The 26,108-nt window shown below is 47.6% G+C and carries 24 protein-coding genes; 21 read left to right on the plus strand and 3 right to left on the minus strand.

What is annotated here, in order from left to right:
- Position 1 precedes the first annotated feature (1 nt).
- Positions 2-1,447: a lipopolysaccharide biosynthesis protein gene (locus C7Y71_RS06625; RefSeq protein WP_111898383.1), complete on the minus strand. Its 1,446-nt coding sequence runs from the start codon at positions 1,445-1,447 to the stop codon at positions 2-4.
- A 132-nt stretch (positions 1,448-1,579) separates the two neighbouring features.
- On the opposite strand from C7Y71_RS06625, the gene C7Y71_RS06630 reads away from it, so the two are divergent.
- The 14 genes from C7Y71_RS06630 to C7Y71_RS06695 all read left to right on the plus strand — a co-directional run bounded on the left by C7Y71_RS06630 (position 1,580) and on the right by C7Y71_RS06695 (position 17,526).
- On the plus strand, positions 1,580-2,869 hold the full coding sequence (locus tag C7Y71_RS06630) for a DUF2851 family protein (RefSeq protein ID WP_111898382.1): 1,290 nt from the start codon (positions 1,580-1,582) through the stop codon (positions 2,867-2,869).
- A 105-nt stretch (positions 2,870-2,974) separates the two neighbouring features.
- Complete coding sequence (locus C7Y71_RS06635) at positions 2,975-3,376, plus strand: acyl-CoA thioesterase (RefSeq protein ID WP_111898381.1); 402 nt, start codon at positions 2,975-2,977, stop codon at positions 3,374-3,376.
- 66 nt (positions 3,377-3,442) lie between these two features.
- Positions 3,443-4,537 (plus strand): DNA-processing protein DprA, encoded by a 1,095-nt coding sequence (gene dprA / locus C7Y71_RS06640; protein ID WP_111898380.1) that lies wholly within the window; start codon positions 3,443-3,445, stop codon positions 4,535-4,537.
- Positions 4,538-4,562: 25 nt separating this feature from the next.
- Positions 4,563-5,336, plus strand: a complete 774-nt coding sequence (locus tag C7Y71_RS06645) for an SDR family NAD(P)-dependent oxidoreductase (protein ID WP_111898379.1) — start codon at positions 4,563-4,565, stop codon at positions 5,334-5,336.
- A gap of 126 nt (positions 5,337-5,462) precedes the next feature.
- Entirely contained in the window at positions 5,463-6,257 is a 795-nt protein-coding gene (locus C7Y71_RS06650; RefSeq protein WP_111898378.1) for a zinc ribbon domain-containing protein, read from the plus strand.
- A 218-nt stretch (positions 6,258-6,475) separates the two neighbouring features.
- Positions 6,476-7,435 (plus strand): PorP/SprF family type IX secretion system membrane protein, encoded by a 960-nt coding sequence (locus C7Y71_RS06655; protein ID WP_111898376.1) that lies wholly within the window; start codon positions 6,476-6,478, stop codon positions 7,433-7,435.
- Between the two features lie 43 nt (positions 7,436-7,478).
- Entirely contained in the window at positions 7,479-8,936 is a 1,458-nt protein-coding gene (porK, locus tag C7Y71_RS06660) for a T9SS ring complex lipoprotein PorK/GldK (RefSeq protein WP_111898375.1), read from the plus strand.
- A 104-nt stretch (positions 8,937-9,040) separates the two neighbouring features.
- The gene (gene porL, locus C7Y71_RS06665; RefSeq protein ID WP_111898374.1) at positions 9,041-10,093 is read left to right on the plus strand and encodes a type IX secretion system motor protein PorL/GldL; all 1,053 of its coding nucleotides are present in this window, start codon (positions 9,041-9,043) and stop codon (positions 10,091-10,093) included.
- Positions 10,094-10,172: 79 nt separating this feature from the next.
- Complete coding sequence (gene porM / locus C7Y71_RS06670) at positions 10,173-11,795, plus strand: type IX secretion system motor protein PorM/GldM (RefSeq protein WP_111898373.1); 1,623 nt, start codon at positions 10,173-10,175, stop codon at positions 11,793-11,795.
- A 57-nt stretch (positions 11,796-11,852) separates the two neighbouring features.
- The gene (porN, locus tag C7Y71_RS06675; RefSeq protein ID WP_111898372.1) at positions 11,853-12,986 is read left to right on the plus strand and encodes a type IX secretion system ring subunit PorN/GldN; all 1,134 of its coding nucleotides are present in this window, start codon (positions 11,853-11,855) and stop codon (positions 12,984-12,986) included.
- Positions 12,987-13,549: 563 nt separating this feature from the next.
- The gene (locus C7Y71_RS06680; protein ID WP_111898371.1) at positions 13,550-14,881 is read left to right on the plus strand and encodes an ATP-binding protein; all 1,332 of its coding nucleotides are present in this window, start codon (positions 13,550-13,552) and stop codon (positions 14,879-14,881) included.
- Between the two features lie 245 nt (positions 14,882-15,126).
- Complete coding sequence (locus tag C7Y71_RS06685; protein WP_193215863.1) at positions 15,127-16,017, plus strand: M14 family metallopeptidase; 891 nt, start codon at positions 15,127-15,129, stop codon at positions 16,015-16,017.
- Positions 16,018-16,052: 35 nt separating this feature from the next.
- Entirely contained in the window at positions 16,053-16,553 is a 501-nt protein-coding gene (locus C7Y71_RS06690; RefSeq protein WP_111898369.1) for an SH3 domain-containing protein, read from the plus strand.
- A gap of 133 nt (positions 16,554-16,686) precedes the next feature.
- Positions 16,687-17,526, plus strand: coding sequence for a VanW family protein (locus C7Y71_RS06695; protein ID WP_226943408.1), 840 nt, complete (start codon positions 16,687-16,689; stop codon positions 17,524-17,526).
- 199 nt (positions 17,527-17,725) lie between these two features.
- Here C7Y71_RS06695 and C7Y71_RS06700 read toward each other — a convergent pair whose 3' ends face one another.
- Together C7Y71_RS06700 and C7Y71_RS06705 are read right to left on the minus strand one after the other, a co-directional pair.
- Positions 17,726-18,142 (minus strand): SH3 domain-containing protein, encoded by a 417-nt coding sequence (locus C7Y71_RS06700; RefSeq protein ID WP_111898368.1) that lies wholly within the window; start codon positions 18,140-18,142, stop codon positions 17,726-17,728.
- 157 nt (positions 18,143-18,299) lie between these two features.
- Positions 18,300-18,980 carry a zinc-ribbon domain-containing protein gene (locus C7Y71_RS06705; protein WP_111898367.1) on the minus strand — a complete coding sequence of 227 codons (681 nt, stop codon included), beginning with the start codon at positions 18,978-18,980 and terminating at the stop codon, positions 18,300-18,302.
- Positions 18,981-19,291: 311 nt separating this feature from the next.
- Here C7Y71_RS06705 and C7Y71_RS06710 point away from each other — a divergent pair, with 311 nt between their 5' ends.
- From C7Y71_RS06710 to C7Y71_RS06740, 7 genes are all read left to right on the plus strand, one after another.
- On the plus strand, positions 19,292-20,245 hold the full coding sequence (locus tag C7Y71_RS06710; protein WP_111898365.1) for a bile acid:sodium symporter: 954 nt from the start codon (positions 19,292-19,294) through the stop codon (positions 20,243-20,245).
- 71 nt (positions 20,246-20,316) lie between these two features.
- On the plus strand, positions 20,317-21,528 hold the full coding sequence (ilvA, locus tag C7Y71_RS06715) for a threonine ammonia-lyase (RefSeq protein ID WP_111898402.1): 1,212 nt from the start codon (positions 20,317-20,319) through the stop codon (positions 21,526-21,528).
- A 39-nt stretch (positions 21,529-21,567) separates the two neighbouring features.
- On the plus strand, positions 21,568-21,903 hold the full coding sequence (gene rbfA / locus C7Y71_RS06720) for a 30S ribosome-binding factor RbfA (RefSeq protein ID WP_111898364.1): 336 nt from the start codon (positions 21,568-21,570) through the stop codon (positions 21,901-21,903).
- A gap of 31 nt (positions 21,904-21,934) precedes the next feature.
- Positions 21,935-23,188 (plus strand): FtsX-like permease family protein, encoded by a 1,254-nt coding sequence (locus C7Y71_RS06725; RefSeq protein ID WP_111898363.1) that lies wholly within the window; start codon positions 21,935-21,937, stop codon positions 23,186-23,188.
- Between the two features lie 169 nt (positions 23,189-23,357).
- Positions 23,358-23,894 carry an Lrp/AsnC family transcriptional regulator gene (locus C7Y71_RS06730; RefSeq protein ID WP_111898362.1) on the plus strand — a complete coding sequence of 179 codons (537 nt, stop codon included), beginning with the start codon at positions 23,358-23,360 and terminating at the stop codon, positions 23,892-23,894.
- Positions 23,894-24,199, plus strand: a complete 306-nt coding sequence (locus C7Y71_RS06735; protein ID WP_111898361.1) for a DUF4491 family protein — start codon at positions 23,894-23,896, stop codon at positions 24,197-24,199. Before C7Y71_RS06730 ends, C7Y71_RS06735 begins: the two co-directional genes overlap by 1 nt.
- A 128-nt stretch (positions 24,200-24,327) precedes the next feature.
- Positions 24,328-26,100 carry a gamma-glutamyl-gamma-aminobutyrate hydrolase family protein gene (locus C7Y71_RS06740; protein WP_111898360.1) on the plus strand — a complete coding sequence of 591 codons (1,773 nt, stop codon included), beginning with the start codon at positions 24,328-24,330 and terminating at the stop codon, positions 26,098-26,100.
- Positions 26,101-26,108: the final 8 nt, after the last annotated feature.

Genomic DNA, 26,108 nt, shown 5'->3' on the forward strand with positions numbered 1-26,108 from the left:
ATTAGCGTTTTTTTCTAAAAAAATACGCCACACATTCTTTGAATATTACGCTTCCACTCAACCATAGTATAGTGCAATAGACGATGGCTACGGAGAAGAATTTCAGTACGAAAGCCAGATAGACATTGCTTATTCCGCTGAATGCAAAGAATGCTCCTGCACAGACTGCCATGCTCAGCAGTGCGTATGGCGCCATGTCGCGCAACATTTCAAAGAGTGAAATCCCTATCTCCCGTTTGGCGAAATAATGCCATACAAACATCCAGAGTATGTTGACGATGACGAATGCTACCAGCATATTCCACATGCCCGACTTCAGGTATGCCATGACGAGGACCGTAGCCAACGAGACGACTATCAGTCCTATCGTGCACCACATATAGGTGCCTGACCGCCCGCGACTGATGATAAGATTACTGAGCAGGCTATTGATGGGTATAAACGCGCCCCAGATGCAGAGCAGGCTGAGAATGGAAGCGCTGGTGAGCCATTTTTCTGTAATGGTAATGACTATAAGTTCGTTTGCTGTCAGGGAAAGACCGAACATGGCGGGAAACGCCAGCAGTGCCGTGAAACGTAGCAGTTTGCGGAACACTCGCTTCTGCCGCCCGCGTTCGTCGTCCACCTTGGTGAATACAGGCTGTGCCACCCCGTACAGCATGTTAGTAATCGTGCTGTGGCCAAGGTTGTTCCATTTGTTAGCCTGTGTGAAATTGCCCACGTCAGCACTTGTATAGAACTTACCGAGGATAACGGAGAAAAGATTATTGTTTACTACATTGCATATACTCGTAACGACGAGTTTCGACCCAAAGCCGAACATCTCCCTTATGGGTTGGAATGAGAACGTGAGTTTCGGTCGGAACCCACTGTAATAGTAACTCATTATAGTGATAACAAGAACGAAGACATTGCTCTGAGTGGCAAGTCCCCAGTAGGCAAACCCATTCGCTGCCATGACAATGCCCACAATGCCCGACACGATAAGCGCCACTAAGCCAAGTGTGGAATTCTCCTTTGCCTTGAGGTTGCGAAAGAGGTAGGCACGCGGTGCTATATTAAGGCTCGTGATAAAAAATCCGAGGAAACAATAGCGCGAGAGCCAAACGAGTTCCGGCTCACCATAGAAATCGGCTATCAGCGGTGCACAGAAGAACAGTATCCAATAACACACGAATGCCACCGTAACATTGAACCAGAACACAGAGTTATAGTCATCGAAGGTGATGTTTTTCCGTTTGTTGAGTGCTGAGACAAACCCACCGTCCTGCAGGCTGGCCGCTATGCCTGTAAAGACGGCAAGCATACCCACCATGCCATAGTCGTCCTGTGAGAGTTTGCGCGCCAAAAAGATGCCGAACACAAGGTTCAGCAGTTGCTGAAGGAAAGTGTTCAAACCGCCCCAGAGCAACCCTTTCGCCGTCTTATCCTTTAACGTATCTGCCATTCTACTTTTTGAGATATCCGTGTAGCCAAGATGCGCTACACTTTTCCCGACTTGCAAAAATAGGAAAAATCTTTTTGGCATGTCCTCCAAGTTGTACGTTTTTTTTCATACCTTTGTGCAAAAGGAGCGTAAATGGAACTACTTCTGCATTACGTATGGCAACATCAGTTGCTGCCTCCGGGCACTCTCTGCGCGACAGACGGCCGTGCGGTAGAGGTGATTGATGCGGGGCTTCACAACCTGAACTCAGGTCCCGACTTCTTCAACGCCAAGATAAAGATAGACGGTATGCTCTGGGTGGGCAATGTGGAAATCCACAAATTGGCAAGCGACTGGCACAGACATTCTCATGACGACGACGATGCTTACAACAACGTCATCCTCCATGTATGCGAGCGGGTAGATGCAGACATCCGCACACCCGACGGCAGGCTGCTGCCGCAGTTGGAAATCAGTGTGCCACAATACGTCTCCGACAACTACAGGGAACTACTTTTGGCCGACACTTATCCTCCCTGCTACCGTATCATTCCCAAACTGGCAGACCTGATGATTCACAGTTGGCTGAACGCCCTGACCATCGAGCGCCTGCAGCAGAAGACAGAGCGCATCGAGCGCTATCTCTCCCTGGCTAACGGCGATTGGGAATATGCCTTCTTCATCGCTCTGGCGCGAGGCATGGGTTTCGGTGTGAACAGTGATGCTTTTGAGCGTTGGGCTTTCAGTGTGCCTCTGAATCAGGTGGGGCACCACAGGGACGATGCGATGCAAGTGGAAGCCTTCTTCTTCGGTCAGGCCGGACTGCTCGATGACCATGCAGTAAAGCCCGAACAGAAAGACGACTATTTCTGCCGACTTCAACAAGAATACCACTTCCTGAAGCACAAATTCCACCTCACGCCTATCGACTCCTCTTCCTGGCGTTTCCTGCGCATGCGTCCCCAAAACTTCCCCACCATCCGCATGGCACAACTGGTGAACCTCTTCGTCTCCCGTCGACTTACGTTCCGCAAGATTGTAGAGACAAAGGATGTGAGGCATTTGCGCAAATTGTTCGACACGGGTGTTACAGACTATTGGGAGACGCACTACACCTTCGGTCGCATGGGAGAAAAGAAGACAAAGACCTTGCAGAAGAAGAGCATCGACCTGCTTCTGGTGAACGTTGTGGCTCCTGTGCTATTCGCCTACGGTCGCGAAACGATGGACGACGCCATCTGCGAACGCGCCTTCTCCCTTCTGGAAAGTCTGCCTGCTGAGAACGACAACATCACGCGCCACTGGCAGCATGCCGGTCTGGAAGTGGACAGTGCCGCCGACAGCCAGGCACTCATCCAGTTACGCACCCTCTACTGCGACCGAAAAGACTGCATCCACTGCCGCATCGGACGCATCTATCTGAAGGAGTGCTCTATAAAATAGGGTTTAGTCTTATAATTAGTCTTGATGACTATTACGAAGAATCATTAAGCCTGATTTATAGAACACCCCTAAAATCATCGGAAAGATAAAACATAATAATCCTATATGGAATACGTTTTCTCACTAAACATGAAAGTTCGCGACTACGAATGCGACTTGCAAGGCATCGTGAACAATGCCAACTACCAACACTACACGGAGCATACGCGCCACGAATTCCTTCGCTCGGAAGGCGTCAGTTTTGCAGAACTTCATGACCGTGGCATCGATGCCGTCGTTGCACGCCTTCAGATGTCGTTTAAGACCCCTTTGCGTTCGGGCGATGAATTTGTTTCTCGCCTTGCAGTACGCAAGGAAGGCATCAAAATAGTATTTGTGCAGGACATTTTCCGCCTGCCCGATGAGAAAGTGGTGCTACGCTCCACAGTGGAAACCGTCTGTCTGGTCAACGGACGGCTGCAGGACAGCGAAGAACTGAACAATATATTTTCCAAATATTGGCAATAAGAAGCGTCGCCTGCTACTCCCACAATAAAAACCACATCTCTCTCGTTTTAATAACAAGATAAAATCATGCCTCTATACACTCTCGCCTTGTCCCACCTGCCAGGCATCAGCCTTGCTAACGCTCTGTTGATCTACCGCACATACGGTTCGGCAGAGCCACTGCTCAGGGACAAGCAGTTACCCGAAGGCATGACACCGCGAGCGCTCCAAAGCCTGAAGTTAGCCCTTTCACATACCGATGAAGCCCTCGACTGGGCTAAGCGCGAGATGGACTGGTGTCAGGAGAAGAATATCCGCATCCTCACACTCAACGATGCAGACTATCCCTTCCTGCTCAGCCAATGCGACGATGCTCCATTGTCGTTGTTCTATCGCGGCACCACCAACCTGAACTCTCCCCACATTATTTCGATGGTCGGCACGCGTCACATCACTGAAAAAGGCAAGGACATCTGCCGCCAGTTTTGCATCGACTTGAAAAAACTTGTTCCCGATGCCGTGGTTGTTTCAGGTCTTGCTTACGGTGTGGACATCCATACCCATCGTGCCTGTCTGGAGCAGGGAATTGAGACAGTGGGTGTACTGGCACATGGTCTCGACAGCATCTATCCTTCCGTCCATCGCAGCACAGCATCGGAGATGGTCCGGTGTGGCGGTCTGCTCACGGAGTATCCGCGCCACACGCAGCCTAAGAAGGAAAACTTCGTCCGACGGAACCGTATCGTGGCTGGGCTGTCGTTTGCCACCATCGTTGTGGAGAGTGCCCATCGGGGAGGTGGTCTCATCACGGCGCGTCTTGCGCAGGATTACAACCGCAGTGTGTTTGCCTACCCAGGGCGAGTTTCCGACCAGTATTCCGAAGGATGCAACCGTATCATCAAGGAGAATGTGGCAGGTCTTGTTACCTGTGCCGAGGATGTGGTCAACGCCCTTGGCTGGGAACACCATTCTGCACCCGTTCAGCGCGAACTCTTTCCGGACCTGTCGGAAGAAGAATTGCTCATTTGCCATTCACTCATGGAGTTCGACCGCAAACCCATCAACCAGATAGTGGTGGAAACGGGTCTTCCCATACAGAAAGTGACAAGCCTGCTTTTTGAGTTGGAACTCAAGGGTGTGGTGAAGCCCCTTGCAGGCGGTTTTTACAGGATTATCAAATAAAACCCAACAATAAAGAAAGACTATTATGAAGAATTATTTTGATTTGACAGGCCATGTTGCCATCGTTACAGGCTGTTCCGGTGGTCTCGGCGTACAGATGGCAAGAGCCCTTGCCAATCAGGGTTGCAACATTGTTCCCATCGCCCGTCGCATGGAAAAACTCGAAGAAGTGGCAGCAGAAATCCGCAAGGACTTTGGTGTGGAAGTACTTCCCCTTCGCTGCGACGTTACTGACACGGCTATGGTAAACGACGTCGTTGCCAAGGCTCTGGAACACTTCGGCCGCATTGACATCGTCGTGAACAACGCTGGCACAGGCGCTGTGGCACCGGCAGAAGACATCACCGACGAGCAGTTTGACAACGAGATGCAGATCGACCTTTTCGGCACCTTCAAGGTGGCACGTGCTGCAGCAAAGCAAGCCATGATTCCTGCCGGCTACGGGCGTATCATCAACATTGCATCCATGTATGGCCTTGTGGGCAACAAGATAGCACCCTGCACTCCATATCATGCTGCCAAGGGCGGTGTGGTCAACCTTTCGCGCGGCCTGGCTGCAGAATGGGGTAAATACGGCATCACGGTGAACACCATTTGCCCGGGTTACTTCTGGACACCTCTCACCAAAGACACACTCGAGACAGACTGGTTCAGTGAATATGCAAAGGGTGCCATCCCGGTGGAGCGCTACGGTAAGGAAGGTGAACTCGACAGTACAGTGATTTTCCTTTCTTCGCCTGCGTCAGGCTATGTAAATGGTGTGGCTCTGGCTGTTGACGGGGGCTATACCTGCGTTTAGAGTTGAGAGTTTTCGGAATATTCGGAGTATTCAGAATTATCTGAGTACTCCGAGAATCCGACATATCTCGATATATTATTTTTCAATCGCAAATTAGTTGCTATCTTTGCGCGAAATTACGAAGACATGAAAACTTGTTCTCATTGCCATGCTTTGATAGAGGACGACTCTAAGGTCTGCTCACAGTGTGGTGTGCCCGTAGATGACATGCCTGCTGCTTTGGATGACCAGCCCTCTGAAGTTCCGCCCCCTGCTTCGCCTAAAAAGAAGAAAAAACGTAAGCCCATCAATCGTAAGGTATGGACAAGAAGGGTCATCCGCGGTTTGCTGCTGCTCATCTTGTTGGGCGGCTGCTATGCCATGGCCAAAATCATGATAGACAATGCGCGTACAGAAGGCAAGGAACTGAAAGACGCGCAAAACAAGATGCCAGAGGTGATTAAGTCGCTGGAAGACTCCCTTTGGCAGACCCGCCAGATAGAGATGCAACTGGCGGCAGAAAAAGCCGCTGAAGACTCGCTAAAAACCGCTACGGGCAAGAAAGAAGCAGACCATGTCATAGCCAAGAAAGCGGACCTCGTCAAACGCATCTATCGCGCTGTAACCAACCAACGCACCGACAACGGCAAATATGCTGTGTTCCATCGCAACGCAACAAAGCGCTTCCAGCAATATCTGGAGTCGCACCGCGAGTCGCTTCCCACAAGCATCTATCCGCCCGACAACAGTTTTGAAAGCATTAAGGTCTGGAACTATGAGGATGACTGGTATGCCGTAACCTTCAGCAATGGTAGCGGTCTGGCTTTTCGCGTGGTACCCGGTGGCAACTTTTATCAGATAGACGACGTTACCTTCTCAGTTTCTTCTGCTTCTGCGAACAATGCAGACGACGACGGCGATGCTTCATCTTACGAGAATTAAGTTTTACAGAACATTTCTCTAAACGGCGAACAATAACAAAAGTTCGCCGTTTTTTCTGCTTTTTTTGTTTTTTTTCTGTAATTTAGCGGCGAAAAAGGAATTAGGAACATAATTATTTGATTTTAAACACAATAAAACGCCTTCTGTGGTGTTTAAAAAAAACCGCGTTTTGTCGGCAGCAGTGCCGGCAGATTTGTAGGTCATTATTGTAGTTTAATATGATTTTCAGACGCTTCCGCATATTGCGCACACTTCTTCCTGCCGTATTACTATGGCTGGGAGCATGCTTTGTGTCTTACGCGCAGCAGGAACCTGATTACATCCATTACTACGAACTGGAGCCTCAATTCAACCCCGCCACTGTGGGCAAATCTTCGCAACTGCTCATCAATGCCGGTTTTCAGAGCCACCCGATGGGTGTAAAACAGGGCGGCAGCACACTCTTCACGGGTGCCAACACCGCTTTTGCGGTACAGAAGACGCGTCATGGTGTGGGTGCCTACTTCCAGAACGATGCCATAGGTCTCTTTACCAAGCAACACTTTGCCATTCAGTACAGTTATCAGTTCCGCCTCTTCGGCGGCACGCTGAACGTTGGTGCTGAGGCTGAGATGCTGAACGAAAAGGTTGACGGCTCGAAGGCCAACCTTGCCGAGGGCAACGATTTGGCATTCCCTTCTGGCGAAGTCAGCGGTTCGCGGTTCGATGCCGGCGTGGGCGTGTACTATCAGCGCAAGAACCTCTATGTGGGTCTCTCCGCTATCCACCTGATGGCTCCTACGATAAACTTGGGCGAGACCTACCAGATGGACGTGAAAAGACACTATTATCTGACAGGTGGATACAATATCAAACTGAAAAATCCGTTTTTTAAGATAGCACCTTCCTGTTTTGTGCGTTACGATGGTACAGACATTCGCGCCACAATTACCGGCAGGTTGTGCTACGAGAAAGAAGACAAGTTTATTCATGGCGGTGTGGCATACACTCCGCAGCGTTCGGTGGCTTTGATAGTGGGTGGCCGGTTTCATGGCGTAAACCTGAGTTACAGTTACGAAGCCTTCACTTCCGGTCTTGGTCTGGAACGTGGTCAGCACGAAGTAACCCTGGGCTACTCCATGGATCTGGACTTTGGCAAGAAAGGGCGCAACCTGCATAAGAGCGTCAGATGGTTGTAAACCTTATAAACAAAAGACATTCAGAAAAGAAAACAAACGAAATATGAAAAGAAAATCTATAATTTACCTTTCGATTGCTTTGATTTCAATGTACGTTTTGGCATCATGTGCATCCCTGAAAGGCGGTATGAGCAATGGTGGCGAGGTTACAGGTACACGCGGAGCCTCCGTTTCTGAACCAACTCCCTACGGCATGGTAGAAATAAAGCGCGGTTTCCTCAAGACCGGCCTTGAAAAGACCGACACGCTCTGGGGTAAGAACGTGCCTGCCCGTGCTATCAGTGTTGACGGTTTCTGGATGGACCAGACAGAGGTTACCAATTCGATGTACAGACAGTTTGTGAACTATGTCCGCGACTCCATCATCCGCGAGCGCCTTGCCGATCCCACCTACGGCGGCGACGAGACGTTCAAGGTTGAAGTGGATAAGAATGGCGACCCCATCACACCTCATCTTGACTGGTCGCGTGCCATCCCATGGCGCAAGCCCAACGAGGACCAGGAGCGTGCCATTGAGAGTGTGTATAAAATCCACCCCATCGACGGCACGAAGATGCTCGATGCAAGCCAGATGAACTATCGCTACGAAGTGTTCGACTACGAGAAGGCGGCACTACGCAAATACCGTCTCAATCCTGCTGAGCGCAACCTGAACACTGACATTCAGACCGACCCTAACGCTGTGGTGATGATATCAAAGGACACCGCCTACATTGACGACAATGGCACTATTGTCCGCGAAACCATAGAGCGCCCACTGTCGAGCCTCTACGACTTCGTGAACACCTACATCGTCAACATCTTCCCCGACACCACATGCTGGGTGAACGACTTCATAAATGCCAACAATGGTCCCTACATGAAACTCTATTTCTCCTCCTCGGCTTACAACGACTATCCCGTTGTGGGTGTGAGTTGGGAACAAGCCACGGCGTTCTGCAACTGGCGCACGGAATTCCTGCTGAAAGGTCTGGGCGGTCAGGCACGCTACATCCAACGTTTCCGCCTGCCCACAGAGATAGAATGGGAATATGCTGCCCGCGGCAAGGAAGGCAATCCTTTCCCCTGGGAAAACCAGGCGGACGGTGAGAACACCAAAAACAAGAACGGTTGCTTCTATGCCAACTTCAAGCCCGACCGCGGCAACTACACAGAAGACGGCAATCTCATCACGAGCCGTGTGGGCACATACGGCGCCAACAGCAACGGGCTTTTCGACATGGCAGGCAATGTGGCAGAATGGACCAACACGGTATATACAGAAGCCGGTGTGAATACCATGGCGGACATCAACCCGGAACTGGACTACAAGGCTGCCAAGGAAGACCCGTATGCCCTGAAGCGCAAGAGTGTGCGCGGTGGGTCGTGGAAAGACCCCATCAGTTACATCCGTTCGGCATGGCGCACATGGGAATACCAGAACCAACCCCGCTCGTTCATCGGGTTCCGTTGCGTACGTTCGAAAGCCACAACAGAAACGGGGAAACAAAAGAGAAAATAACATCATAAAGAAACAGAATCAGGCACTATACGCATCGGTCAACGCACGTATTGACAGCGGAAAAGCCTGCATACATCAATCCTGAGACTTAAAACAAAAACGATATGCCAAGAAAGATAAATTTCGTAGTCCGCCTGCAACACTGGATGGACAGCGTACCGGGTCAAACGTTCTTGAACTATGCCTACAGTTGGGGTGCTTCTATCGTCATCCTGGGTGCATTGTTCAAACTGACCCACTTGCCCGGCGGTAACCTGATGCTCTTCATAGGTATGGGTACTGAAGTTGTGGTATTCTTCATCTCCGCCTTCGACCGTCCGTTCGACAAGACGGAAGTGGGCAAGGAACTGCCACCTGACTACCAGACCGACGAGGAAATAGCCGAGTCGCTGCGCAAGGCAGAAGAGAAAAAATATGGCATCCGGCCCGTTGCTGTGGATGACGATGACGACGATGATGACTACGACGATGATGATGATGATGACGACGATGTTTCTTCGACCGAAGAAGTTGCCGCTTCCGCCGAGCAGACCCAGCAGCCTGTGCAAGTAGGCCCTGCCATTGTCGTTACGCCTGCAGCACCTCAGCCCGCCGCTCCTGCAACACCTGCAGCCATCAGCGGTCAGACTGTTACCGTTCAGGTTCCGCCTGCTCCTGCCGCAGAAGGCCCTGCTGCTCCTCAGGAACAGCCCGCACAGCCAGAATACCTGCCCAATACCGAAGAAGCCGGTCTGAGCATACCGAAGGACGCCAACGCGGAACAGTTGACTACCATCATCCGCGAAGCCAACAACGAGTTGCTGAAACGCGCACAAGCCGTGCTATCACCTGAAATGGAGGCTGTTACGAAGACCTATATCGAGCGTCTGCGGACTTTGACCGACACCCTATCGAAGGTTGACCAACAGAGTGCACGCCTCTCTCAAGACAACGAAGAGATGGAGCGCCTGAGTCGTACACTGACGAGCATCAACAGTATCTACGAACTGCAACTCAAGGGTGCCAGCGCCCAGATTGTAACCATCGACCAAATCAACGAACAGACCCACCATCTGGTGAAACAGATAGAAGAACTCAATGGTGTATATTCGCGTATGATCAAGGCGCTCACCATCAATGCTAACGCTGCCGGCGGCACCACTGCCCCGCAGGAATAAAAAAACTTTGACATTCCGGATGCGCTCTGCAACTAAGGCTTAGCATGACTGCAGGTGCGTCATCAAAGAAATACAAGCAATGGCTGTAAAGAAAAGACCGATTTCCCCACGTCAGAAGATGATCAACCTGATGTATATCGTGTTGATGGCTATGCTGGCGCTAAACGTCTCGAGCGATGTGCTCAAGGGCTTCACGCTGATGAGCGAGAGCCTGAAGCGCACCACTGAGAAGGCGGGTGAGGAAAACAAAAACATATACGACGACTTCCAGCGCGAATCGGGCAGCAATGCCAAGATGCAGGAAAACTTTGCTCACGCCAGAGAAGTGAAGAAACAGGCGGACGAACTGTACAACCTTATCAGCAACCTGCGCATTGACATAGCAAAGGAGGCTGACGGTGCTGACGGCGACCCTGACAACCTCGATGACAAGGAGACGTTGAGCGCTGCCGAAGCCGTGATGCTCGGTCCTACGAGTCAGAAAGGCAAGCAGTTGCGCGAAAAGATAGAACAGTTCCGCAATACGGTGAACAACTACATCAGCGACCCCCGCCAGAAAGTCATCGTCAATGCCATTCTGAGCACCGATGTGCCCAAAAATACGGAGGCTGTGGGTCAGAACTGGGAAGAATACATGTTCGAGCAGATGCCTGCCATCGCTGCCGTAACGATGCTCTCTAAACTTCAGAGCGACGTTCGCAAGGCAGAGAACAGTGCGCTTCGCGACCTGCGCTCAAATGCCAATGTGCAGGACATCCGTGTGAACGACGTGAGGGCTTATATGCTGCCCAACAAGACGGTGTTCCAGCCCGGTGAAGAGTTCGTTTCTTCTGTCATCATGGCTGCCATCGACACAACGAGCACTCCCGAGGTTTACGTCAACGGACAGCGTGTGGACAGCCACTACCGCTTCAGGGTGAGCAACGAGCCCGGCAACTATACCATCAACGGCTATGCCTTGATGCCCAATATCTTCGGCGACATGATTCGCCGTGAATTCACACAGCATTACACCGTGCTGCCACCGATGGTAGCCCAGAAGCCTAACGACAACACGACGAAGAACCCTGTTACTAACATTTCTCCGCACAATGCTCCTGAACTCGGTGCTGCCACACTTGCCGCCGACCTCATGCAAGTGCTCTATGCCGGTATCGACAACCCGCTGAGCATCAGTGTGAGCGGTGTAAGTCCGGAACATATCAACCTGACTATGACAGGAGGCTCACTGACGAACAAGGGTGGAGGCAAGTATTCTGCCCGCCCAAATGCTGTGGGACAGAACTGCGAATTCACGGTAACAGGTACGTACAAAGGTCAGCAGATGGAATTTGGCAGGTTCTCCTTCCGCGTTCGCAAGTTGCCCGACCCGACCGCCTACATCAGCCATGGCGCCGACCGTTTCAAGGGTGGAGCCGTGAGCAAGGGCGAAGCCATCGGATTCAGTGCGCTGAGTGCTGCTATAGATGACGGATTGCTCGACATACAATTCAAAGTTACGGGCTTTGACATCTCAAGTGTAACGGAAGCCGGTGTAACGACGCGCGTGTCCTCTTCCGGTTCGGGCTTCACCGATGCTCAGCGCAACATCTTCCGCAGTCTGGAACGCGGTCAGGGTTGCGAAATCAGGAATGTGCGATGCATCGGTCCGGACAATGTACCTCGTGTGCTGAAACAAAGAATGGGTATTGTCATCAGATAAGAAGCACCCTGATTAAACGACTATAATAAACAACAGTATTCAAGCAAATAAAGATATATGAAACCAACTTTTGCATCCCGCTTAACGAATATGCCCTCTTGCAGCCGCCTTGCAGCCCTGCTGTTCCTCTGCTGCACAGTAAGCATGGTAGCCCAACCTCCCAAGCGTCGTGCACAGCAAGAAGAGAAAGAGAAAAAGACACAGACCACCACGCAAACAAAACCCGGCGGATCTGTATATCGCGAGTTTCCTGCTGCACAAGTCATGCCCGATGATGCTGAATGGCGCAGAGATGTATACAGGGAAATCGACCTCACCAAAGATGAGAATGCACCACTCTACTACCCTGTTACACCGCAGGGCAACAAGATGAGCCTGTTCACCTATATCTTCAAACTCATCTTGCGTGGTCAGGTGCCTGCATATAAATACAACAACTCCGATATTGAAAACTTCTCAGAAAGCAACAAAGTGCGCATCATCGACGTGATGAAGGACTATGAGATTTACTACGAGGTGAAAGACAAGAAGATGCGTATCAACGATGCCGACATCCCAAGCCGCGAAGTGAAGTCGTACTACGTGAAAGAAAGTACGTATTACGACCAGCACACCGCCACCTTCCACTCGCGCATCACAGCACTCTGCCCACTGCTGCACCGCACAGATTTCGATGAGGAAGGCAATATCTACGGCGATGTGTCGAAATATGCACTCTTCTGGGTGAAATACGATGACTTGGCACCATACCTCGGAAAACTGATGTTTGCCTACAGCACACTGAACAATGCTGCTGAAATGTCTGCCGACGACTACTTCAACCAAAACCTCTACAAGGGCGACATCTACATGACAACCAACATGCAGAAGAAGGAAATCATCAGGACAAGAGGCCTCAAGAGCGACTCCACAGTCATCAATAAACGCAACATCATAGAAAAACAACTGACCGACTTTGAAGACCACGTCTGGCGCGGCGACACCGTTGCAACAGTTCCCGCTGACTCGGCAGCAGCCGCCACGGCAGCCCCGAAAGAAGAGAAGAAGGCCAGAACTTCGCCCAGCCGCCGCACAACTACCGCCAGCCGCCGCACATCATCAAACTCCGGCAAGCAAAAGACTACGAAAGTGCGCACAGGCAGCGCATCGAGAAGCGGCAGCGGATACAGCGTCCGCAGGCAACGACATTGAGAGTTGTGAGTGGATAGTTGTGAGTGGATAGTTGAGAGTGAACATTGGTCGCTCTTGTACGCTTATTCTGTAAAAAATCGCTATAACCAGCGGAAACACGCCAAAAAGCAGTCATTTCCGCTGGTTATAGCGTGTTTTTTGCCTTATTTTCAGCGGAAACATTGAAAAAAGTACATACTTCCGCTGGTTATAGCGCATTTTTTATATTTGCAGCGGAATTAACAAAGAAGAATTATCAAAAGATAAGCATACCCTTCACTTAGTTATGATAACGACAAACAGCGTTGCTCACAACAGTTACTATAACATTATCCAAAAGGAGATAACCATGGATAATTTGTTTGAATAAATGGGTGCTCAACAGCACTTTTTCCCTTCCTCCGCAGAGAATCTCAACAAAACATTTTGGTATTTTCGGAGGATTTTGTTGAAAACATTTCGGTATTTTCGGAGGATTTTGGTGAAAACATTTTGGTATTTTCGGAGAATTTTGGTGAAAACATTTTGGTAATTAAAATTAAATGGCAATCTTTGCAACCAAAATCATACATAATACTTAAAATATGGAACGCATATTCAAAAGAAAACTATATGCCCGGCTTCTTGAATGGAAAAGAGTACAAAACGGCAAAACTGCTATTCTGATAGAAGGGGCACGACGTGTGGGCAAATCTACACTTGTTGAACAGTTTGCAAAAAATGAATATGAATCCTATATACTAATAGACTTCAATGAAACTTCCGAAGAAGTTAAATCCCTGTTCAACAACCTAATGAATAAGGATTTTATCTTCCTTCAGTTACAAGCGCTCTATAACGTGGTGCTGAAAGAACGAAAGTCTGTTATCATTTTCGACGAAGTACAAAAATGCCCACTTGCCCGACAAGCTATAAAGTATTTGGTCAAGGACGGACGCTACGATTACATTGAAACGGGGTCTCTCATCAGCATCAAGAAGAACACGAAAGACATTACTATCCCAAGTGAAGAGGAACGTCTTACCATGTACCCGATGGATTATGAAGAATTCAGGTGGGCTTTAGGCGACGAGACCACAACCTCTTTACTTCGCACGTTCTACGAAAAACGACTTCCTTTGGATAAAGCTCATAGGAACGCCATGCGCGATTTCAGGCTATACATGCTGGTAGGTGGTATGCCGCAAGCAGTAAACACATATATTGAGACTAACAATTTCAGCTTAGTGGATCACGCGAAACGCGGTATTATTCAGGTTTATAAAGACGACTTTCAAAAACTCGATGAATCAGGGCGATTAGAGACTCTTTTTATGCAAATTCCGTCGCAACTCAATCAGACAAATAATAGATACAAGCCTTATAATGTGCTGGGCGATGTTGATGACGATAAGCTATTGGAACTTCTCAAAAACCTTGAAGACAGCAAAACAACTCTTTTTTCCTACCATTCTAACGACCCCAATGTTGGCATGTCGCTGACCAAGAATGTTTCCAAGTTTAAAATTTTCTGTGCTGACACAGGGATTTTTGTTACACTTGCTTTTTGGGATAAAGACCACACCGAGAACATCATCTACAAAAAGCTGTTGAATGACAAGCTTAACACTAATCTGGGGTATGTTTATGAGAATGTCATAGCGCAGATGCTGGCTGCCAATGGAAACAAACTATTTTATTACACATGGCCTAAGGACAAAAGCCACAACTATGAGATAGACTTCCTGCTGTCGCGGGGAACCAAGCTTCACCCCATTGAGGTTAAATCTTCCGGTTACAAAGCTCACAAATCGCTTGACGTCTTCTGTCAGAAGTTTTCTCATATAATAGAGAGGCGTTACCTGATTTACACAAAAGACCTAAAAAAGGAAAACGAAACTCTGTTGTTACCTGTGTATATGACACCTTTCTTGTAAACTTCGTGGGGATTTAAAATTAAAAGTGTATATTTGCAAAAAAAAGAATGAACTTTAATAAAAACTACTATATCATGAGAATACATCTTTTTTTGACGGCTACGCTAATTCTATCTTTCTTTTGTTGTGAGAGCGGGGCTAATGATAAAAAGAATAATACTATCTCTGAACAATCTGAAGAAAGAGCGCCAGCACCTGACGACTATATAGTTGATCGCTCAAAGCAAGCGTATTCATATAGTGAAATGCTTGAAGACTTAAAAGAGATGCAGAACAGATGGCCAGACTATATTAGTTTCGAAATGAGAGACAAGACTTGTCAAGGACGCGGCATTCCTTTGGTTTATTTTGGTAATAAAGAAGCAGAGCATTACGTTCTGATACAAGCATCCATTCATGCACGCGAATACATGTCGACCCTCATAGTTATGTCTATGTTAGAACACTATTTAGTAAACTTCAAGGATGGTAGTTTTCACGAACTTAAGTTGAGTGATATTTTTGAAAAAGTGTGTTTGGTCATTATGCCGATGGTCAATCCCGATGGTGTTGAAATAGCGCAACGCGGAGAGCAGGGTGCTGTGACGGAAGATGTTAAACAATGGGTAAGAGCAAATACAAAGGCAGGAACGAAACACGACCAAATAAAGTCGAACGCACGCGGCGTTGACCTCAACCGCAATTTCAACAATGGTTTCGGCAAAGACCGTAACAGGAAGTCTGTTAAAGGGTACTCACACTATCCTGGCGCTTCTCCGTTGTCTGAAGTGGAGTCAAAACTACTGATGAAAGTGGCTAAAGAGCGAAAGTATGCATGCTTCCTCAATTACCACACAAGCGGCAACCTTATTTATTATGGTTGCGGCAATGCCCCGCAAAATGTCAATGCTCGCGCACTCAAAATTGCAAATATCATAAAGAACCATACAAAATTTGAACCTCGTGGGTCTGGTCATTCTGCACCATGCGGCTCATGGGCTGATGAAGTTGAAGTGCGTTTCAACACTCCCAGTGTCACAATAGAATTGGGCACGCGAAATCCCGTTCCACTCTCTGAATTCAACCGTCTCTATCAGAAAAATCTTTGGGTATGGGCAGATTTGGCAATACAAATAATGAATAATAAGATTTCCTAACAAATAAACATCTTTAACTTTTTAATTTTTATATCATGAAAAAAATCATTCTTTCATTTATTTTGTGCATGGTAACAGGTTTCGCATTTGCACAATCTTACGTTACAGTTGCTGGTGATAACGTTTGTCTTCGCACTTGTGCTTCTGAAAGTTGTAAATGGACTGGACGTAACGCCCCTCATTTTGATACTGGAGACAAATTAACTTATTATGGACAAAGCGGTAATTACTACAGAGTAGGATGGAATGGTGGAACATACTATCTTCCTAAGAAATATGGCCGCTTAAGAGGACGTTATGAAAATACAGACGTATATTCAGGTAATTATAATGGTCGTCGGTCTGTGATTATTGCTGGTGATAACGTCTGTCTGCGTACTCGTCCAAATGAAAATTCCAAACTTGTAGGACCTGGATATTATCACCTCGACACAGGAGAAGTGGTCTCTTATTATGGTTCTGTAGGCAACTATTACAAAATAGGAGTTAATGGCGGAGTTTACTACATTCCAAAAAAATATGGAAGACTGAGATAAACCGTATTGCAAATTATATAAAAGCGTTTTTTAAGGATGTTGGTAAATGAAGTGGTTATCTTCATTTACCAACTTTTAAACAAAAATCACGATAATTTGACTTAATACAATAGTTCATAGAAAGAATAAAGTTATGATTAATCAAGTAGAGAAACCCATTCAACGAAGTCGCTTACGGCGTATGCTCGGACGGGAATACTATATTTTCCGCCGTTTCTTGAAATGGCATTTCTCTAATGTGCATTATGCAAAGATAGACAAGCGTTTTCCCGCTGTTCACTTGTGGAAGGAGCATCGTTCCACACTATTACGCAAACTCAAGGAGGTGGATATGCATCTACAATACAATAAGATAGAGAATCTGCGCCTTGCCATCGCGAAGATAGACGGTGTGGTTATTCATCCCGGAGAAACTTTTTCAGTATGGCGCATGGTGGGTCGTCCTTCTAAGAGAAAGGGCTATAAAACAGGCATGATGATACACAACGGCCGCGTATCTACTGCAACGGGGGGTGGACTTTGTCAACTTGGTAATTTACTATATTGGATGGCACTACATACCAATCTAACTATTCAAGAGCGTTGGCGCCATAGTTTCGATGTCTTTCCAGATGTAAACCGCACAGTCCCCTTTGCTTGCGGAGCAACTTTGGCATATAACTACATTGACCTACAACTCTACAATGCATCCGACATAACTTTCAAAATCAATCTCTGGCTCGACGATGAATATCTTCACGGCAAAATTACAGCAGATAAGAAACCTACTGCAAAATACGAAATTCTTGAGGACGATCATCGCATAGAACATCAATGGTGGGGTGGCTACACTCGCCACAACCGCATCTACAAGCGCATTACCGACCTTGCCACGGGTAGCGTCACAGAGGAACATGTGGCAGAAAACAATGCCATAATGATGTACAATCCCCTCTTACCAGAGTACAAACCTTCTAAGTATGAAGGCGATTGATTTAAATCATAAAATCCCTCGTTTGAGGAATTTTTTGGTAGTACAATAATTCTTTGAAAACTCAATCATAGCCATAACCCACACATTCTCTTTGAGTTAACCATGTTTTATGCAAATTTGAAGTTGAATTCTTAATTTGCATAAAATTGAATGTGTTATATAAACAGAGAATTAGAAATATGCTAAAAAGGTACACAAACTATTTATAGCCCGCTCCTTCGCAGTTTTTGCAAGGCATGTAGCCGTTTATACAGAAGATGGCAAGCTCCCCGTCACATTCCTCTCCATTGCAAAAAATCGCAAATGATTCCTGTGTGTCCTTTTCCTTTACATGTAGCGCATTTTTTGCAGGAGTTAAATATTTAAGACTAACCCAACCGATTTCCCCATCCTCCGAAAGGTCATCGTGAGCATAAGCAAAGCGAACTTTAACAAAACCTTTCTTGGGTGCAAACTTCGTGCAAACCACAGTTCCTTTTTGGAAAAAGTCTAACATGCCCTCGCCCCAGTCTTTCACCACACGATAATTTGTGCCAGGTCCTGTTCTTACATTCAATCTATCAGCGGTAACGCGATAATATGTTACTTTTTGAGCATTAGTGTACTCTACACTCATAATTAGGCAGAGTACAATAAGAATAAATCATTTCTTCATAATTTTATGATTTATACAGATTTGACATCGACTTTATCATATCTACTCAGATCGTTGCCCTGAACTATGGGATTTCTGGGCTTTAAGACCGTTTTACCAGACTCCAAATAATAAAATTCTATCTAAGTCTCCCATATTGTTGAGGGATATAATAACTTTCACCATAATAACTTATTTCGTAATAATCCCCAACAGTTCCTAAATAGTCATACATTTCACCTGTATTAAGATGAGGATTACTAGATCCCATCATTTTTCCACTCTCGTCAGGAATAGAACGTAAACAAACATTATCACCTGCTATAATAACTTTGCTGGCCATGTTACTATTTACAGAGTAGTCCCTTGATTCAACTTTCTTCACAACCGTCTTGGGCTTACTCTTTTCCTCTTCAAGTGCCTGTTTAAGAGAGTCGTTCGTCTCTTTGATTTTTTCTTGCTCTTGCTGTAATCTGTCCATTTGTACTTGCTGATTAACGGCAATTGTATCTCCTTTGTCATAAACGTCTTTGGCATCACTTTTTCCTACAAACATTCCCAACAGATAAACCAAGAGACCGATAATAGCAACGCCTAATACAGCAGCCAGAACAATAAGCGCTATCTTCAGACTAGAATTCCCATTTTTTTGAGTATAGGGCGACATGGTGCCATAATTACCTGGGGCTTGGCTGTTAGGCGGGTATTGCTGATAATTCGCCTGTTGCTGAACCGTTTGATTTGCTGGTGTACCACAATTTGGACACACGTTTTGATCTGGTTGGAGCGGAGTTCCACACGTTGTACAAAATTTTGACATGGTATTTAGGTTTTCTTGTTATTATATATCTTGTTGAATTGCAAACATACAAAATTCCCAAGATTTTCAATACAAAATTCCCAAGATTTTCAATTCAATTTCTTGCAAAATTAATATTTTGTGGCTTTTTTAGAATGTTTTTGAAACGCGAAGAGGCACAAACATTGTTGCTCTGGATTGGATTTATGCGCTTGCTTCGCTTGGCGATGATACGGATTTCGGCTGAAAACTTTATCTTCAACTTGCAGAAATCAAAGTTGCGTTATGAGTAACTATTTCGTACCTTCGCGTATCGTAAAAAGGCGAGAGGCATGAACATAGTACGTTTTCTGAAAGATTGGACGCTTCCGGTGTCAATGACCGTAGGCAGCTTGCTCTATGCGCTTTTTGCATTTGTTCCCGCTCTTGAACCTGCTGGTGATTTCTTCGCGCCTATCATCTACACGCTGTTCCCTATAGCGTTGTTCGTTACTTTACTGACTACTTTCTGCAAGGTGGATTTCCGAAAGATGATGCCCACACGTTGGCAACTGGGTGTCACGCTGACGCAGTATGGGATAGTAGGGTTGTTACTTGGCATGATTCTGCTTTTTGACATTCAGGGTATGCCTCGCCTGCTTCTTGCGAGTCTGCTGACCTGTGCCATTGCGCCGTGTGCGAGTGCCGCGCCTACTGTAACGAATAAACTTGGCGGCAATTTGCACCAGATGACGTTCTACGTCATCGTGTCGAGCCTATTGAGCGCGATAATAATCCCTCTGGTATTCCCACTCGTGGAGCCTCATGCCGACATATCTTTCCTTGCCGCTTTCCTCTCTATCATGAAGCGGCTCTGTCTGGTGTTGGTTCTCCCGTTGATTTTAGGGTGGATTGTTCATCACGACATACCTCACATTTATAGATGGATAAAACGTCATTCTAATCTCCCTTTCTATACATGGGCATTCAATCTTGCTATAACAAGCGGCATAACAATCCGCAACATCTTCCATGCCAAGACCTCCGCCTTTGTGCTTTTGATTATTGCATTTTCATCTCTCCTTCTGTGCTTGACTCTCTTCTCGCTTGGATGGGCACAAGGCAAACAAATGGGGCATCGTATTGAAGCAGGACAGGCGCAAGGGCAGAAAAACACAGCACTCGCCATCTGGATAGCCTCCGCTTACCTGCACCCCGTTGCAGCACTCGGTATGGGCTTTTACGTCCTTTGGCAAAACATAGTAAACAGCATTGAACTTTGGCGGCAGCGGAAACTCACAGAATAATTTACTACCTTTGCACCATGAGTTTGTACTACTCATCGCAGCGCAACGCAATAAATAGTCAAAACAAAGATATGCTAACACTCGACATCATCTACAAAGCAGGAACCGTTCTCAAAGATGTGATTCACCCCACTGCACTTATCCATACTGAGAAACTCAACCCCGAAGCCACTATTTTTCTTAAACCTGAAAATCTGCAAGTTACTGGTTCTTTCAAGGTGCGAGGTTCTGGATTCAAGATTTCTCAACTTACCGATGAAGAGAAATCGCATGGTGTGTTAGCAAGTTCTGCCGGTAACCATGCACAGGGTGTGGCTCTTGCCGCACGTCGTTTCGGCATAAAAGCCACTATCTGCATGCCAGCCGGTGCTCCCATATCAAAGGTAGAAGCCACGCGCGAACTGGGCGCAGAGGTGAAACTCGTTCCGGGCGTTTACGACGACGCCTATAAGTACGCGCTGCAGATGCAGGAAGAAACGGGTATGACATTCATCCATCCCTTCGACGACGAACAGGTCATTGCCGGGCAAGGCACCATCGGCATGGAAATTCTCGCAGAGCGCCCCGACATCGACGTAATTTTCATTCCTATCGGTGGCGGTGGTTTGGCAAGCGGTGTGGCATACGCAGTGAAGATGCTTAAACCAAGTGTAAAAATCATCGGTGTGCAGGCTGCGGGTGCTGCCAGCATGCAAGCCAGCATAGAGAGCGACAAGATAGAAACACTGCCCGAAGTGCTCACCATAGCCGACGGCATAGCCGTGAAAGAACCTGGCACTCATACTTTCGAGTTATGCAAAAACTACGTTGACGAGGTGGTTACGGTGACAGAAGACGAGATTTGTGCTGCCATCCTCGCCTTGATAGAACACCACAAACTAACAAGCGAAGGTGCTGGAGCTGTTAGTGTGGCTGCTGCTATGTTCAACAAATACCCCATTGCAGGCAAGAAGGTATGCTGTATCGTCAGTGGCGGCAATATAGACGTTACCATTCTCAGCCGTGTCATCAACCGCGGCTTGATGAAGAGCGGCCGTACCTGCGAAATGCTTATCGAACTGCCCGACCGCCCCGGTTCACTGCTTGGCCTGAGTTCTGTCATCGTGAAATATGGTGCCAACATCATTTCTCTCCACCACGAGCGTAACGGTGAGAGCCCCGACGTAAACTCGTGCAACCTCCGCATGGTGCTTGAAACCCGCAACAGCGAGCACATTCAGGAAATCCAGAAAGGCATCAATGCTGCAGGCTACATCATCCTCGACACCCGTGCTGCCAACTGATTATAATTGAAAGTATGCAAGTTTTAAAATTCTAAAAACATGGAAACAACAAGACAACAAAAGATAGAACGCCTCATTCAGAAAGAGTTGAGCGACATTTTCCAGAAACAGACTCAGGCGCACCATGGCATTCTTGTGAGTGTGAGCAAGGTGCGCATAAGTCCTGACCTCAGTGTCTGCCGTGGCTATCTCAGCATTTTCCCCTCCGATAGGGGAGAAGAATATCTCAAAAACATCAATGAGAACGTTCGCGCCATACGCTATGAACTCGGTACACGCGTGCGCCACCAGTTGCGCATCATTCCCGAACTGAAATTCTTTATCGACGACTCGCTCGACTATATTGAGCACATCGACGAACTCCTGAAGAAATAAAATCTGCATTATCCACATTCATTCTGCACCCTTGGGCAAATTCTCATCCTTCGTGGCTCGCCGCTACCTCTTTTCCAAGAAGCGACACAATGCCATCAACATCATCAGCATCATTTCCGTGATAGGCGTAGCGCTTGCCACGACAGCCTTGGTGTGCACAATGAGTGTGTTCAACGGTTTTCAGGACCTTGTTTCTACACTTTTCACCGCCTTCGATCCTCAGTTGGAAGTAACTCCTGCCAGTGGTAAATTCGCCAAGAGCAATGACCCTATACTGGAGCAAATCAGGAAACATCCGCAAGTGGCCTCTGCCACCGACTGCATAGAAGACAATGCCATGATACTCGTGAAGGGCCATCCTCTTGTTTTCCAACTCAAAGGAGTGGGCGACAACTATACTGAAAGCACTGACATATCGGACATAATCTACGTGCAAGAAGGCGTTCATGGCCAGTTTAAGTTGCACAGCGGCGAAAAGGACTACGGCACCCCCGGCATAGGCCTGGCTTCCACCCTTGGCAGCATCAACTTCGACAATCCTCAGCCACCGGAGGTCTATGTCCCCAAAAAGGGCAAGCGCATCGACATAGCCAACCCTATTTCGAGTTTCAACTATGGCACCCTCTATGCCTCGGGAGTTTGTTTCCAGGTTCATCAGCGCAAATACGATGAAAACTACATGCTCACCTCGCTTAAGTTCGCCCAGCGCCTCTTCGACCAGAACGGCATGATTTCATCTTTGGAAATATGCCTTAAAGACGGAAGTACCACCAGTTCCGTAAAAAAGGAATTGCGGAGGCTGGCAGGCGATCGGTTTGTCGTTCGCGACAGGATGGAGCAACAAGAGGACACTTTCCGCATCATGAACATTGAAAAGATGGTGGCTTACCTCTTCCTCACATTCATTGTCCTCGTGGCATGCTTTAACATCATCGGCTCTGTTTCGATGCTCATCATCGACAAGCGTGAAGACGTTGGCACACTCCGTCATCTTGGTGCCACGGACCGCGACATCAGCAGAGTATTCTTGCTGGAGGGTCGCTTCATAGCCCTCTTGGGTGCCGTCATAGGCGTTATTGTTGGTGTGTCACTCTGCTATGCTCAGGAATACTTTGGCTTTATCAAAATAGGCAACGGTGATGGCAATTTCATTGTAGAAGCCTACCCTGTCAGTGTGCATCTGCTCGATGTGCTGATAGTATTTATCACTGTTTGCGTTGTAGGTTTTGTGAGTGTGTGGTATCCTGTTCGCTTTCTTAGCAAACGTCTCACTTCTGAAGACTAAAAAGGGGGTGTATTTATCAGGGATTTACTTTTGATTAAGAAAATCGCTAAAAAACTGCATTTTCCTTTATTTTTTAAGTTTTTGGCCTCGTTTTTTTTCATTATTTCCTTATTTTTGCTTACTTTTGTACTGATAAATACAAATAAAAACTTTTAAGTCAGATTAAGAAATGGCAAAAATTGACGCTCTTGACCAAAAGATTCTGGAGAGCATATCCACAAATTCACGAATTTCGTTCAAAGAAATAGCAGATGCCTGCAATGTTTCCCGCGCAGCCATTCATCAACGCGTGCTTCACCTTATAGAAGCAAACATCATCAGCAACAGCACCTACCTCGTTAATCCCAAGAGTCTGGGTTACAACACTTGCACATATATCGGTGTGGAACTGGACCGTCCTTCGCGCTATGACATAGTATCAAAAGAACTGGAGAAGATTCCTGAAATCGTGGAATGTCATTTCACGACAGGTCCTTACACCCTACTCATCAAGTTATACAGCCACGACAACGAGCACCTCATGCAGTTGCTCAATGGTCAGATTCAGCAAATTGACGGCGTGACGTCAACCGAGACCCTCATATCGCTTGCAGAGAGTTTCCATCGCACCGTTCCTATCATCTTGGCTGACGAAGTGAAGAAAAAGCCCAAGAAATCCCGCAATACACGCAAGGCGTCGAATGTTGAAGAAGAAACGGAAAACTGATGACCATCTACTTTGAAGGACTGCTGACAGGTCTGGCCACGTTTCTTATCATCGGTTGCTTCCACCCCATTGTCATTAAGGCAGAGTACTATTTCGGCACGGGCATTTGGTGGGTCTTTCTCATAGCAGGCATCGGTTTTATAACGGGTGCTTTGTTTACGGGAAATGTGTGCTTCAGCAGCATACTCGGTATTCTTGGTTTCTCCTGCTTCTGGAGCATCCTCGAAATTTTCGCGCAGAAGAAGCGTGTGCAGAAAGGTTGGTTCCCCATGAATCCAAAGCGAAAGAAGTATTACGAGGAATAAACTTTTCTAAAAGATATCAAGACGGCACATAATATCCACATATTTATGCCGTCGTTTTTTTATATCCATAGTTTCTTCTCACAGGGTTATTTTGTACTTTTGCAGAAATAAAGACAAAAACAGGCACTATGGCTATACGTTACGACTACAAAGCGGACTACGACCGCATCAACGGCAAGATGCTGTCGTATGAGGACCGCCCGGTGATAGGCATCAGCGGCAATTTCGGTCCTGCAGGTTGTGAACTTGCTGAAGTATATTACAAGAGCATTGAGGCAGCCGGTGGCATTCCCTTCATTCTTCCTCCGACAGATGACGAGCGTGTCATTCTTCCTTTGCTTGAGCGGATTGACGGACTGATGCTTTCGGGCGGAGCCGACGTGAACCCGCTATGGACAGGCGAAGATCCTGTTCCTGCCCTTCATGGCATCAATGCCAAGCGCGACCGCGGTGAACTGCTTATGGTTCAGTTGGCTTTCGACCGCCAATTACCCATTTTCGGCATCTGTCGCGGTATTCAGATACTTGCCATAGCCCTTGGTGGTAGTGTGCATCAAGACATAGCCACCAGTTTTCCGAAACAGCGCATCATCAAGCACAGCCAGGATGCCCCACGCTATGAAGCCACCCATCTTGTGGAAGCAGAAAGCGGTTCTCTCATAGCCAACCTCCTCGGCGAACATTTCGCTGTCAATTCGTTCCACCATCAGGCAGTGAATGATGCTGGTCCTCATCTGCGCATCACGGCATGGGCTGACGACGGCATTGTAGAAGCAGTGGAAAGCACCGAAAAGAAGCCTGTTTTCGGTGTACAGTGGCATCCCGAGTGCTTCATCGGCAACAACGACGACTGCATGATGCCTCTTTTCAGGAAACTGGTGCACGAAGCCTATTTGCATCGCCGCGCGCGCACTTTCCACAATGATGTCTCCATCGTAACGCTTGACTCCCACTGCGACACCCCCATGTTCTTCGACCAGGGTGTGGACTTCAATTCGCGCGACGAGAAAGTGCTTGTTGACTATCATAAGATGGTGGAAGGATACCTTGATTCATGCATCATGGTGGCTTATCTGCCGCAAAAGGAACGTACCCCTGAGGGTTTGGCAAAAGCCACGGCAAAAGCAGATGAAATCCTCACAGAAATCCGCCGCATGGTGGACGATTGTGAAGGTGCTGCCATTGCCATCACACCCGATGACCTCTACATCAACAAGCGCGACGACTTGAAGAGCATCATGCTCGGAATAGAGAACGGCTATGCCATCGGTCGAAACATAGACAATGTGGAGCGCTACCGCCGCATGGGTGTATGCTACATGACCCTATGCCACAACGGCGACAACGACATCTGCGACAGCGCCAAGCGGTCGAATCAGGAAAACGGCGGACTGAGCGACTTCGGACGTGACGTGGTACACGAGATGAATCGTGTGGGTATGATGGTGGACCTTTCTCACGCGGCAGAGAGCAGTTTCTACGATGCCATAGAAGCCAGTTCGCTTCCCATAGTATGTTCGCATGCTTCCAGTCGCGCCCTTTGCGATCACCCGCGTAATCTGACCGACGACCAACTCCGCGCACTTGCCGAAAGTGGCGGTGTGGCACAGGTAACACTCTACAATGGTTTTCTGCGTCTGGACGAGAAGTCGGACATAGATGATGCCATGCGACACCTGATGCACATGATTGATGTGGCAGGCATCAACCATGTGGGTATCGGTACCGACTTCGATGGCGACGGTGGCATACCGGGCTGCAATGGTGCCAACGAAATCATGAACATCACAAAACGCCTTTTGTCAGAAGGACTCTGCCATGACGATTTAGAGAAAATATGGGGTCTGAACTTCCTTCGCGTCATGCGACAGGTGCAGGCTGCAGCAGAAATAGATTTTTAATAAACCGT

Origin of the sequence: Pseudoprevotella muciniphila (assembly GCF_003265305.2) — a bacterium.
GTDB classification, from domain to species: domain Bacteria; phylum Bacteroidota; class Bacteroidia; order Bacteroidales; family Bacteroidaceae; genus Alloprevotella; species Alloprevotella muciniphila.

Coding starts and splice junctions, on each gene's coding strand:
- C7Y71_RS06625 (WP_111898383.1), bottom strand. CDS start 1,447: ATGGCAGATACGTTAAAGGATAAGACGGCGAAAGGGTTGCTCTGGGGC.
- C7Y71_RS06630 (WP_111898382.1), top strand. CDS start 1,580: ATGGAACTACTTCTGCATTACGTATGGCAACATCAGTTGCTGCCTCCG.
- C7Y71_RS06635 (WP_111898381.1), top strand. CDS start 2,975: ATGGAATACGTTTTCTCACTAAACATGAAAGTTCGCGACTACGAATGC.
- dprA (WP_111898380.1), top strand. CDS start 3,443: ATGCCTCTATACACTCTCGCCTTGTCCCACCTGCCAGGCATCAGCCTT.
- C7Y71_RS06645 (WP_111898379.1), top strand. CDS start 4,563: ATGAAGAATTATTTTGATTTGACAGGCCATGTTGCCATCGTTACAGGC.
- C7Y71_RS06650 (WP_111898378.1), top strand. CDS start 5,463: ATGAAAACTTGTTCTCATTGCCATGCTTTGATAGAGGACGACTCTAAG.
- C7Y71_RS06655 (WP_111898376.1), top strand. CDS start 6,476: ATGATTTTCAGACGCTTCCGCATATTGCGCACACTTCTTCCTGCCGTA.
- porK (WP_111898375.1), top strand. CDS start 7,479: ATGAAAAGAAAATCTATAATTTACCTTTCGATTGCTTTGATTTCAATG.
- porL (WP_111898374.1), top strand. CDS start 9,041: ATGCCAAGAAAGATAAATTTCGTAGTCCGCCTGCAACACTGGATGGAC.
- porM (WP_111898373.1), top strand. CDS start 10,173: ATGGCTGTAAAGAAAAGACCGATTTCCCCACGTCAGAAGATGATCAAC.
- porN (WP_111898372.1), top strand. CDS start 11,853: ATGAAACCAACTTTTGCATCCCGCTTAACGAATATGCCCTCTTGCAGC.
- C7Y71_RS06680 (WP_111898371.1), top strand. CDS start 13,550: ATGGAACGCATATTCAAAAGAAAACTATATGCCCGGCTTCTTGAATGG.
- C7Y71_RS06685 (WP_193215863.1), top strand. CDS start 15,127: ATGCTTGAAGACTTAAAAGAGATGCAGAACAGATGGCCAGACTATATT.
- C7Y71_RS06690 (WP_111898369.1), top strand. CDS start 16,053: ATGAAAAAAATCATTCTTTCATTTATTTTGTGCATGGTAACAGGTTTC.
- C7Y71_RS06695 (WP_226943408.1), top strand. CDS start 16,687: ATGATTAATCAAGTAGAGAAACCCATTCAACGAAGTCGCTTACGGCGT.
- C7Y71_RS06700 (WP_111898368.1), bottom strand. CDS start 18,142: ATGAGTGTAGAGTACACTAATGCTCAAAAAGTAACATATTATCGCGTT.
- C7Y71_RS06705 (WP_111898367.1), bottom strand. CDS start 18,980: ATGTCAAAATTTTGTACAACGTGTGGAACTCCGCTCCAACCAGATCAA.
- C7Y71_RS06710 (WP_111898365.1), top strand. CDS start 19,292: ATGAACATAGTACGTTTTCTGAAAGATTGGACGCTTCCGGTGTCAATG.
- ilvA (WP_111898402.1), top strand. CDS start 20,317: ATGCTAACACTCGACATCATCTACAAAGCAGGAACCGTTCTCAAAGAT.
- rbfA (WP_111898364.1), top strand. CDS start 21,568: ATGGAAACAACAAGACAACAAAAGATAGAACGCCTCATTCAGAAAGAG.
- C7Y71_RS06730 (WP_111898362.1), top strand. CDS start 23,358: ATGGCAAAAATTGACGCTCTTGACCAAAAGATTCTGGAGAGCATATCC.
- C7Y71_RS06735 (WP_111898361.1), top strand. CDS start 23,894: ATGACCATCTACTTTGAAGGACTGCTGACAGGTCTGGCCACGTTTCTT.
- C7Y71_RS06740 (WP_111898360.1), top strand. CDS start 24,328: ATGGCTATACGTTACGACTACAAAGCGGACTACGACCGCATCAACGGC.